Origin of the sequence: Methylobacterium nigriterrae, from assembly GCF_037106235.1 — a bacterium.
Lineage (GTDB): Bacteria > Pseudomonadota > Alphaproteobacteria > Rhizobiales > Beijerinckiaceae > Methylobacterium > Methylobacterium nigriterrae.
Genome location: NZ_JBAWTG010000410.1, coordinates 1 through 1,047, shown reverse-complemented (window position 1 = coordinate 1,047; position 1,047 = coordinate 1). Strand labels below are relative to the sequence as shown.

Sequence of the window (1,047 nt, the reverse complement as noted above, 5' to 3'; positions counted from 1 at the left end):
CTAGAGCGGGTCCCGATCAGCTGGAAGCACAAGCGTCATCCTCGTAGCCGGCGGCCGAGAAGTAGTTGCGGCACTCCGCAGGCGAAAGGCGCGCGAAGGCTTTGTGGATCGCCGCCCAGAGATCGCTCACCGTGCGGGCCGCCGCGCTGCGGAGGAGTGTTTTGAGCTTCGCGAAGGCAAGCTCGATCGGGTTGAACTCAGGCGAGTAGGGCGGGAGGTACAAGAGCCGGGCTCCGGCTGCCGCGATCGCCTCGCGCACGCCCGCCACCTTGTGGGCGCCGAGGTTGTCTAGGATGAGCGTGTCGCCCGGCTTCAGGGCCGGGATCAGCGTCTCAGTCACGTAGGCGCGGAAGCGCTCGCCCGTCACAGGCCCGTCCAGCAGCGCAACGGCACTCGGCCCGCTCGTGCGCAGCCCGGCGATGACGGTGGTCGTCTTCCAGTGTCCAGCTGGCGCCGCGATCCGGCAGCGCGCGCCCCGTGGGGCCCAGCCGTAGCGGCGGACCATACTGGTGGTAGCTGCCGTCTCGTCCAGAAACACGAGACGATCCGGATCCAGCTCCGGCTGGCCCTCAAACCAAGCCTCACGCGCCGCTCTTACGTCCGCGCGCTCCTGCTCCGCTGCGTGTAGCGCCCTTTTTTGCGCGTGATCCGGTGCCGGGCGAAGAAGCGCGACAGACTGCTGGTGCTGACCGCAACCCCGTGCGCCTGAAGAGCCTCGCGCAACTCACGTAGGAGGATCTGCGGGCGAGCCTGGTAGGTCTGCCGGATGAGGTCGGCATGAGCCTCGATGTGGCGGGAGCGCTGATCGCCGCCCAGCGGCTTGGGCGCGACGTGGCCCACGCGCCGCTTCTGCTGCGACCAGCGGCTGGCGCTGGCTCGGCTCACGCCGAAGCGCTCGGCGGCCTGTCGACAGGTTGCTCCAGCTGACACTGCGGACGCCACGCGCTGGCGCAGATCGACGGACAAGGTTGTCGGCATGGCCTCCTCCTTGCCCCATCAACCCTCAGCCGCCCAGCACAGCTTCCGATCGGACGAGCCCCGCTCTAG

1 protein-coding gene is annotated in these 1,047 nt (G+C 68.9%); it reads right to left on the bottom strand.

The genetic code is table 11. From position 1 onward, the window contains the following. Positions 1-16: 16 nt before the first annotated feature. Positions 17-978, bottom strand: a protein-coding gene (locus tag WDW90_RS37445; RefSeq protein ID WP_336492777.1) for an IS630 family transposase whose coding sequence is annotated in 2 segments (ribosomal slippage) — positions 17-639 and positions 639-978 — 963 coding nt in all. Because the reading frame shifts where the segments join, the coding sequence is not laid out codon by codon here. Positions 979-1,047 lie beyond the last annotated feature (69 nt).